The organism is Bradyrhizobium sp. 197 (assembly GCF_023073375.1).
In the GTDB taxonomy this organism is placed as follows: Bacteria; Pseudomonadota; Alphaproteobacteria; order Rhizobiales; family Xanthobacteraceae; genus Bradyrhizobium.
In genome coordinates this window covers 1-8517 of record NZ_JADPJJ010000085.1, presented here as the reverse complement: position 1 = coordinate 8517, position 8517 = coordinate 1, and the positions used below count along the sequence as shown (strand labels likewise).

General features: G+C 62.2%; 10 protein-coding genes. All 10 read right to left on the bottom strand.

The window, feature by feature from the left end; all coding sequences use genetic code 11:
* Positions 1 to 122 precede the first annotated feature (122 nt).
* Positions 123 to 365: a DUF2274 domain-containing protein gene (locus IVB27_RS19985; protein ID WP_018459932.1), complete on the bottom strand. Its 243-nt coding sequence runs from the start codon at positions 363 to 365 to the stop codon at positions 123 to 125.
* A gap of 5 nt (positions 366 to 370) precedes the next feature.
* Entirely contained in the window at positions 371 to 1576 is a 1206-nt protein-coding gene (locus IVB27_RS19980; RefSeq protein WP_247445032.1) for a TraB/TrbI/VirB10 family type IV secretion system protein, read from the bottom strand.
* Positions 1573 to 2547 carry a P-type conjugative transfer protein TrbG gene (gene trbG, locus IVB27_RS19975; RefSeq protein WP_247445031.1) on the bottom strand — a complete coding sequence of 325 codons (975 nt, stop codon included), beginning with the start codon at positions 2545 to 2547 and terminating at the stop codon, positions 1573 to 1575. Before trbG ends, IVB27_RS19980 begins: the two co-directional genes overlap by 4 nt.
* A 1-nt stretch (position 2548) precedes the next feature.
* Positions 2549 to 3229 (bottom strand): conjugal transfer protein TrbF, encoded by a 681-nt coding sequence (gene trbF / locus IVB27_RS19970; RefSeq protein ID WP_247445030.1) that lies wholly within the window; start codon positions 3227 to 3229, stop codon positions 2549 to 2551.
* A 47-nt stretch (positions 3230 to 3276) separates the two neighbouring features.
* Positions 3277 to 4512 (bottom strand): P-type conjugative transfer protein TrbL, encoded by a 1236-nt coding sequence (gene trbL, locus IVB27_RS19965; RefSeq protein ID WP_247445029.1) that lies wholly within the window; start codon positions 4510 to 4512, stop codon positions 3277 to 3279.
* 3 nt (positions 4513 to 4515) lie between these two features.
* Positions 4516 to 4887, bottom strand: a complete 372-nt coding sequence (gene trbK-alt / locus IVB27_RS19960) for a putative entry exclusion protein TrbK-alt (protein ID WP_247445028.1) — start codon at positions 4885 to 4887, stop codon at positions 4516 to 4518.
* Between the two features lie 2 nt (positions 4888 to 4889).
* Positions 4890 to 5624: a P-type conjugative transfer protein TrbJ gene (gene trbJ, locus IVB27_RS19955; RefSeq protein WP_247445027.1), complete on the bottom strand. Its 735-nt coding sequence runs from the start codon at positions 5622 to 5624 to the stop codon at positions 4890 to 4892.
* Positions 5624 to 8056, bottom strand: a complete 2433-nt coding sequence (gene trbE, locus IVB27_RS19950; RefSeq protein ID WP_247445026.1) for a conjugal transfer protein TrbE — start codon at positions 8054 to 8056, stop codon at positions 5624 to 5626. The genes trbJ and trbE overlap by 1 nt, the downstream gene beginning before the upstream one ends.
* Positions 8057 to 8065: 9 nt before the next feature.
* Complete coding sequence (locus tag IVB27_RS19945) at positions 8066 to 8329, bottom strand: VirB3 family type IV secretion system protein (protein WP_247445025.1); 264 nt, start codon at positions 8327 to 8329, stop codon at positions 8066 to 8068.
* On the bottom strand, positions 8329 to 8517 hold a 189-nt coding region (locus IVB27_RS19940; RefSeq protein WP_247445024.1), incomplete at its 5' end, for a TrbC/VirB2 family protein. The genes IVB27_RS19945 and IVB27_RS19940, both read right to left, overlap by 1 nt.

The window sequence follows — 8517 nt, the reverse complement described above, 5'->3', positions numbered from 1 at the left end:
GGCCTTGTTTACCGGGAGCTGCGCGATGGGGCGGGTGCGAGCCGGTTCGAGTTTTCTGCCTATTGGCGCGCCGACAATGAAAACCCCGCGCTACACGAATTCCTGAAGTTGCTCTCCCAGCGCTACCCCTCGCCTTCTGCTGGTCGCTGACCCGCGCGGCGCGCCTTCCGGAAGCTCCGGTCAGCTGCCATGAACCGGGCCAGCATGGGCGCGATAAGTTTGGCTGGATCTCCGATCGGCTGCTGGGTCTCATGTGCAAGGATCTCGGCATATGCCACGAGATCCCTGTGCACGCTCGCGGGCAGTTCATGCGTAATTTTGATCGGCTTGTCGTCTTCGATTGCGCCGAGCTTAAGCTTGGCCATCGTCCTCACCCCCTATACGGTTCGAGCACCAGGTCACGGTTGACGATCACCCGCACCGGAAATCCCGGACGAATCGTTAAAGTTGGCTGAATATTGAGATTGCGGCGGACTATCTGCTGGCCCGTTTGATTGATCGAATCCCCAGCTCCACGGCGGAGCGCGGCAATGAGATCGCTGTTGGTATTGCCGCTATCCGCGCCGGAATTCACCTCCGTGCCGACGGAAAGCAGCGTCGAAAGAGCGGCGGCCCCCAACAATTCCTTCCAATGATTGTCGACTTCGTCCTCAAGACCAGAGTAGCCTGCCGCATCTGCGCCGGGCTGCCGTTCCAAAACGATCGACCTCCCGTTCGGCATGATAAGGCGCGTCCAGACCAGGAGCACGCGCGACTGCCCAAATGCGACCTGGCTGTCGTAGCTTCCGATCAGCCTTGCTCCCTGGGGGATAAGGCGAGCTCGCCCGGTAGGAGAATCGTACACCGATTCTGTGACTTGCGCCGTGATCTGGCCAGGCAGGTCGGAGCGGATTCCTGTGATCAGAGCGGCCGGAATGACGGTTCCGGCCTGAACGACAAAAGGCGATGCCGGCCTCACAAGGCGATCGGAGCTTGTCGTTCGGCGATCGACTGTTGCACTGACGAATGCAAGCTTTCGGTCTTGGCCATTCTGAGCAAATGCTTCGTCGGATGATGGCGCGGCGCTCGATCGGGCTTCGCTCGACGAGGTGGCAGGGGCCTGTGGCCGGACATTGGTGCTGGCAAATACCTTGCTGGTCCGTGCCGCCTCGCTCTCCTGGGTGACACGCTGCTGTTCGGCATCGATGCCGAGGGAGCTGGATGTCGAAGACCCCTGTGCTGCGACGATCGGCCGGCCGAGATCGCCCGGCAAGGGCGGCCCCAGGCGCGGCACGTCCTTCGGGATCTCGGTGTAATCCTTTGGTAAGGTCGCGAGCTGATCGGCGATATTGTGGTGCTCGGTGGCGTAAAGCTCCTCAGGCGCTGAGACACGAGACCGTTTCTCCTGCAGCGCCCAGAGCACCGCGCCGGTGACCAGCACGAGCACAGAAGCGCTGACGCCTATCAGGACCTTTCGCGAGAGGCGCGCAACTTGCGGAGGGTCCGGCCGGAGCCGCAGCGTTTCGGCGATCTCTTCCGGCGGCCTGGGGCGAGGCGGTTCGTTTGGTTCATCGATCGCCTGGTCACTATCGTTCAAAGCGACCTCCCGTCAGTTCGCACGATCCTGACCTTCTGCTGGTGCTCCTCGCCGAGCCTCAGCTCGGCGGCCGCGAACAGCCGGTCAACAATCAATACGTTTCCGTACGCGCGGTAGTTGACAAGCTCGGCTTTACCGTCGGGTCCGATCACGAAGAGCGGCGGCATCTCGCCCTGACTGACGCCGGGGGAGAATTCGATATAAGTTTTGCGGCCGTCATCATAAGCGTTGACGGGACGCCACGGCGGGCTGTCGCCCTCGATCGCGTAACGGTACCGGCGCGCCGGCAGGTCCGGAATAAAGGGTGCCGGCGGTAAAGCCCGACTTCGCTCGCCACGATCCGCCGGATAGAACCAAGCGACCGAGGGCATATACGGCTTTTCTTTGGCGCGAAGCTCGATCAGGTAAGTACGACGATCAGTATTGACGACGAGGTTGGTCTCGATCGAGGGACGGGTGGGCTTGACCATGACGTGAACGCGGCGGCTGTCGCCGCTGCCACTTTCGGTGTCGCCGACCACCCAGCGGACGGTATCGCCTGCGGCGACCGGTCCCGAGCCGATCAGCTGCTCACCGGGCTCGAGGGCAATGTCCGTAATTTGCCCCGGCGCGGCATAGATCTGGTAGAGCGCGCCCGGACTATAGGAAAACACTTGCACCGCATTGTAGTAGCCGGCTTTGCGAGGCTGCACGCGTGCAGCGTCATTTGCGGTTTCGATGCGCTCGACAGGCTCCTTGGGCTCCGCGCTGTTGCCGCCTCGTGCAGCCTTCCAGGCCGGCGGCACATGCAGCGGTCGCGGGCGATCATCGGCAAGCGCCGGCAAGTCCGGTGCCGGCGGGAGCTCGTTGTCGTAGCTGATTTGCGGCGGCCTGAAGGTCGTGCAGCCGCCCAGCGTCGAGACACAGACCAGAAGAGCCAGAGGCAAGCACGGCCGCGCTTTTCGTGACACAATAACGAGACCTGATGGCATGTTAGCCGAGCTCCTTTGACCAGTTGATCGCGTTGACGTAGATGCCGAGGGGATTTTTGCGTAGGCGATCCAGATCGCGAGGCATTTCCACGACGATGGTGAGGATCGCGCTCCACCGCTCCGTTGCGGCAAGCTGACCGTTCTCGTAGCGCCGCTCGATCCAGGCCAGGCGAAAGCTCTCAGGGGAGGCCCGGATGACGCTAGACACTTCGATCGCGACTTGCGTCTTGCCGAGCTTGGCGAATGGTTCGTTGTTGCGGGCATAATCGTTGAGCGCCGCGGCACCGCGATCCGTCGTGAAATCGTAGGCGCGCAGCCAGTTTTCGCGGAGCACGATGGCGTCCATCGGCAGACCACGCACATGCTCGACGAATCGCGCCAGGTGAAAAGCGACTTGGGGGTCCGTCGGTTGATAGCTGGCATTTGCCGCAGCGACAGTCTTGGCTTCCCCCAATTGGTCGACCTCAACCACCCACGGCGTGATCGTCCCGTGTGCGGATTGCCAGACCAGAGCGGCGGCAAAACAGCCGGACAAGAAGAGGGAGCCAAACGCCATCAGGCGCCAGTTTTTGGCCTGGACGCGCGCAGACCCAATGCGATCATCCCAGACCTGGGCGGCGCGTTGATACGGAGTGACAGGCTCCGGCATGCGGCCATAGTGAACGGCCGATCGTTTGAACATTGTTTGACCTCAAGCTGCTCAGCAATGGAAATGGTCGATGTGAAGTGTCAGCGGTCCTGTTGGGAGAGGTCGACAGATCCGCCCCCTCCGCCGTGATCGCCCGAACGGATCGCCTGGGTAGCCGCCGATGCGCCATGGCTGATCGTCTGCCCCCGCTTCATCCGGCGAACCCAAGCGGGCGCGTCGGACCCAGCGGCGGAAGAGTCCCCCTCTTCCCGACCGGCATGGCTCGACGATCCACCAAGACCAGCGGCGAGAGAACGTAAAGGACTAGCCGCACCTGACGCACTTGCCTCTGCGCCGGACATGCTCCCCGCCCGCGACACGCTCATCGTACCATTTGCAATCGCGCTGCCTCCACGTGCCGCGCCAGCAATCGCGCTGCCGGCGAGACCGGCCGCGCCGGCGGCAAGACCTGCGCCAGCCGCAACAACGCCACCGGCGGCGAGGCCCGTCCCGACAGCGCTCCCGGCGCCAAGCTGCGGACCTCCGGAGACGATGCCGTTGGCAACACCGGGCCCGAAAATCCCGAGCCCCAGAAGTGTGAGCGCACCGAGCACCAGTGCCATCGCGTTCTCGATGGTCGGCTGGTTGCCGCCGAAGCCTGCCGTGAACTGCGAGAACAAGGTCGATCCGACGCCGATAATGACGGCCAGGACCAGGACCTTGACGCCGGAAGAGATTACGTTGCCCAGCACTCGCTCGGCCGCAAAGGCCGTCTTGCCGAAGAGGCCAAAGGGGATCAGCACGAAGCCGGCAAGTGTCGTCAGTTTGAACTCGATAAGCGTGACGAAAAGCTGGATCGCGAGAATAAAGAAGGCCAACAGCACCACGATCCAGGCGAACAGCAGGACCACGATCTGCACGAAATTCTCGAAGAAGCTGACGTAACCTATGAGCCCCGAGATCGAGTCGAGGATGGGTCGGCCGGCATCAAGGCCAACTTGCGCGATCCGGCCCGGCCGCAGAAAATCTGCCGACGACAGGCTTGTGCCTGAGGCTTTTAGCCCAAGGCCTGCAAAGCTCTCGAAGACGATGCGCGCAAGGCTGTTCCAATTGCTGATCAGATAGGCAAAGACGCCGACAAACAATGTCTTCTTGAGGAGCCGGGCAAGAATCTCCTCATCAGTGCCAAAGGACCAGAACAGGCCCGCGAGCGTGAGGTCGATCGCCGCCAACGTCGTGGCGAGATACCCCACTTCGCCTCCGACGAGGCCAAACCCGGAATCAATGTAGCGGGTGAAGGTTTCCAGGAACTGATCGATGACGGAGGTACCACCCATGGCTCACTCGGTTTGGCTTGGAATGGAGGGAAAACCGGACGGGTGGCGACTTTCGTCCTTGCGCGGGACAGGAGAGAGGAATGGCGCCGCGCCTGTCCGGCTGTCCGGATCACCTGTCGATCTACTTCCTGCCAAAAACTGCCTGCGCTGCTCGGCCCAGATCTTCTGGCATTCCAGGAGAGTCTCTTTCTGCTCGTAGGTGACGGTGCGGCATTGCTCGAGCTTTGCCGCGGTCGCATCGGGTTTTGACGCGAGATAGACGGAAGATTGGGTCGCGCTCCCGTCCTCACCCAACCGAATGGCGCAGACGCCAACCACCAGGACAGCAAGACCAAGCGCTGCCGCGGCGGGCAGTCGTTCAAGTTGTTTCTTCATGATCAGTGGAACATCTGCACGGTTGTTGGTTGGTAGCCCTGCCCCTGGGTCAGAAAGCGCCGCAGTTGCTCCCTGCCCTGATCCTGCGCAGCTGCGCGCTGGGCAGACTCGAGCGTTTGCGCACGACCTTGCGAGGCGACAGTAGCCGTAAGGTCCGCAAGCTGCTGAGCTTGCAACGCAAGGAGCTGGTTGCCGGCCTGACTTGCTTGAAGCGCACCTGATGCGCCCTGGCTCGCCGTCACCAGGGCCGACATTTGGGTGCGGTTGGTGTCGAGATTGCCGACAACACTCGCTTGGACCCGCATGGCATCCTGCAGCCCGGCAACGGAGTTCTGCCAACGCGTCTGCGCATTTGCGACAAGGAGCCCATTGGACATGCTGACCGATGCCGGCGCATAGGTGGTGGAAAACGCGCGTTCGATCTGCTGGACGTCGTAGGCAATTCGCTGTGCCTGCGAGAGTAGCTGCTGGGTGCGCTGAATCGATTGCTCGAGCTGTTGCAATGACGAATAAGGCAGGCTCGCCAGGTTCTTCGCCTGATTGATCAGCATCTGCGCTTCGTTCTGGAGCGAGGTGATCTGGTTGTTGATCTGCTGCAGCTCACGCGCGGCGGTCAGCACATTCTGAACGTAGTTGTTGGGATCGAACACCATCCACTGCGCCTTTGCTTCGCCGGGCGCTTGGACCATGGTCATCGCGATGATACTTGCCGCCAGAATCGGCCGGATACGGTTCATCAGAGCGCTCCTTGTTGGGCGAGCTGCGGAATGAGATTGCAGGCCCAGCCGAGGTCGCGCGCCTTGAGCCAACCGGTGACGAACTCGTCCCTTCCGTGCTCGGCAAGCACCCGATCGATGAGAGCCTGGTCAGCTTTGGACGAGGCGGCCACGAAGGCGAGCGCGATTTCGCCAAGTCCGAGCTCGAACAGGCGGTTGCCGCGTCGAGATTGGCAGTAGTAGTGTCGCTTGGGGGTGGCGCGGGCGAGGATCTCGATCTGGCGGTCGTTCAACCCAAAGCGCCGATAAATCGCCATGATCTGCGGCTCGATGGCACGATCGTTTGGCAACAGGATCCGGGTCGGGCAGCTCTCGATGATGGCAGGCGCGATCTTGGAGCCGTCGATATCGGCAAGCGACTGGGTCGCAAAAACGACGGAGGCGTTCTTCTTGCGAAGCGTTTTGAGCCATTCGCGAAGCTTGCCGGCAAAATCGGCATCATCGAGCGCGAGCCAGCCTTCGTCGATGATGAGCAGCGTCGGACGGCCGTCTAAGCGGTCCTCGATCCGGTGAAACAGATAGCCCAGAACTGCGGGGGCGACAGAGCTCCCAATCAATCCGTCGGTCTCGAACACCTGGACGGAGGCTTCACCCAGCCGTTCGTGCTCGCCGTCCAGCAACCGCGCGTATGGCCCACCGAGGCAGTAGGGCTGCAGGGCGCGCTTGAGAGCGTTGGATTGCAGGAGAACGGATAGTCCAGTCAGCGTTCGCTCCGTAACCGGCGCCGAGGCGAGGGAGGTCAATGCCGACCAGACATGATCCTTGGTCTCAGGCGTGACCTCGATCCGCTCGCGCGTCAGGATCGATGCGATCCAGTCGGATGCCCAGCCTCTCTCGCCGATATCGTCAATGCGCGCAAGCGGCTGGAGGGCGACGAGCTCTGACGAGTCGAGCGCGCCGCCGAGATCATGCCAGTCGCCCCCCATGGCGATCGCCGATGCGCGGATCGAGCCGCCGAAGTCGAACGCAATGATCTGCGCCGCGCTGTAGCGGCGGAATTGCAACGCCATGAGCGCCAGCAGGACCGACTTGCCGGCGCCCGTCGGTCCGATGACCAAGGTGTGGCCGACATCTGCGACATGCAGAGAAAACCGGAATGGCGTGGAACCTTCAGTCTTGCCGAAGAACAATGGGGGCGCCTTGAGGTGGTGATCCCTCACCTCTCCGGCCCATATCGCAGACAACGGGATCATATGGGCGAGGTTCAGGGTCGAGACCGGGGGCTGGCGGACGTTTGCGTAAGTTTGTCCAGGCAGGCTGCCGAGCCACGCTTCGACGGCATTGACCGTCTCGGCCATGCAAGTGAAGTCCCGGCCCTGGATGACCTTTTCGGCGAGGCGGAGCTTTTCGTCGGCTGCGCGCGGATCCCTGTCCCAGACCGTGACCGTTGCGGTGACGAAGACCTCGCCGATCTGATCCGAACCCAATTCCTGGAGCGCACTATCGGCATCCATCGCCTTGTTGTGAGCATCGGTGTCCAAAAGCGCGGAGGCCTCGTTCGTCATCACTTCCTTCAGGATCGAGGCGATCGATTTGCGCTTGGCAAACCATTGCCGCCTGATCCTGGTGAGGAGCTTTGTGGCATCTGTCTTGTCGAGCATGATAGCCCGCGTCGACCAGCGATACGGGAATGCCAGCCGGTTCAGCTCGTCGAGAATCCCGGGCGTTGTCACGGTTGGGAACCCCACGAGCGTCAGGACGCGCAGATGCGCGTCGCCCAGCATGGGTTCAAGTCCGCCTACCAGCGGTTGATCGGCCAGCAGCGCATCGAGATACATCGGGATTTCTGGCACGCGCACGCGGTGCCGTTTGGTCGAGACCGTCGAATGCAGGTAGGTCAGCGTTTGCTCGTCATCAAGCCAACCGCATTCCGGCATGAAACCCTCGACCAGCTGCAGCACGCGGCTGGTCCGGTCGCTAAAGCCGGCGAGCACCTCGCGTGCATCGGCTCCCGCAGCGCGCTGGCCGCCCTCGTACAGCAAGCGCTCTGCTGCAGCCGCACTCTCTGCCGGAGGCAGATAAAGGAAAGTCAGGTAGTAGCTCGATTCGTAATGACTGCCGGCTTCTTCGAATTGCGCTTTGCGCTCCGCATCCACCAGCGCCGAGGCGACGTCCGGGAATGTATCCGGCGGATAGCGTCCGGCCGAATGACGTTGCGCCTCGACGAACACGGCCCACCCCGATCCGAGGCGACGGAGTGCATTGTTGAGGCGGCCAGCGACCGCAACAAGCTCGGCAGGCACGGAGCTGTCGAGATCCGGCCCTCTGAACCGGGCGGTTCGCTGAAACGATCCATCCTTGTTGAGAATGATCCCTTCGTCGACCAGGGCAGCCCAGGGCAGGAAGTCGGCAAGACGTGTGCTTGAACGGCGGTATTCGGCAAGATTCATCATGGGACGACTTCAGGTGCTGAGGTGAGCGGGAACGCGAACATGCCGGCGCACGACTTCTACGAATTCCGGATCGCGCTTTGCGGCCCAGACCGCAGCCATGTGACCCACGAAGGCGAAGAGAAGGCCCGCCAGCCACATGCGCAGGCCGAGACCGAGTGCGGCAGCCAGTGTGCCGTTGAGAATGGCAACCGCGCGCGGCGCGCCGCCCATCAGGATCGGTTCGGTGAGCGCGCGGTGGACGGGAGCCACAAATCCCGGGACTGGCTCGTCCATCAGATCACCACTCCGCCGCCGAACGAGAAGAACGACAGGAAGAAGCTCGATGCGGCGAATGCGATTGACAGGCCAAACACGATCTGGACTAGCCGCCGGAAACCACCCGAGGTGTCGCCAAAGGCGAGCGACAGCCCGGTCACGATGATGATGATGACGGCAATGATCTTTGCGACCGGACCTTCGAC

Excerpts from the sequence above, each read along its gene's own strand:
- trbL (WP_247445029.1), bottom strand. The coding sequence starts at position 4,512 with ATGGGTGGTACCTCCGTCATCGATCAGTTCCTGGAAACCTTCACCCGC.
- trbK-alt (WP_247445028.1), bottom strand. The coding sequence starts at position 4,887 with ATGAAGAAACAACTTGAACGACTGCCCGCCGCGGCAGCGCTTGGTCTT.
- trbE (WP_247445026.1), bottom strand. The coding sequence starts at position 8,056 with ATGATGAATCTTGCCGAATACCGCCGTTCAAGCACACGTCTTGCCGAC.
- IVB27_RS19985 (WP_018459932.1), bottom strand. The coding sequence starts at position 365 with ATGGCCAAGCTTAAGCTCGGCGCAATCGAAGACGACAAGCCGATCAAA.
- trbG (WP_247445031.1), bottom strand. The coding sequence starts at position 2,547 with ATGCCATCAGGTCTCGTTATTGTGTCACGAAAAGCGCGGCCGTGCTTG.
- IVB27_RS19945 (WP_247445025.1), bottom strand. The coding sequence starts at position 8,329 with ATGGACGAGCCAGTCCCGGGATTTGTGGCTCCCGTCCACCGCGCGCTC.
- trbF (WP_247445030.1), bottom strand. The coding sequence starts at position 3,229 with ATGTTCAAACGATCGGCCGTTCACTATGGCCGCATGCCGGAGCCTGTC.
- trbJ (WP_247445027.1), bottom strand. The coding sequence starts at position 5,624 with ATGAACCGTATCCGGCCGATTCTGGCGGCAAGTATCATCGCGATGACC.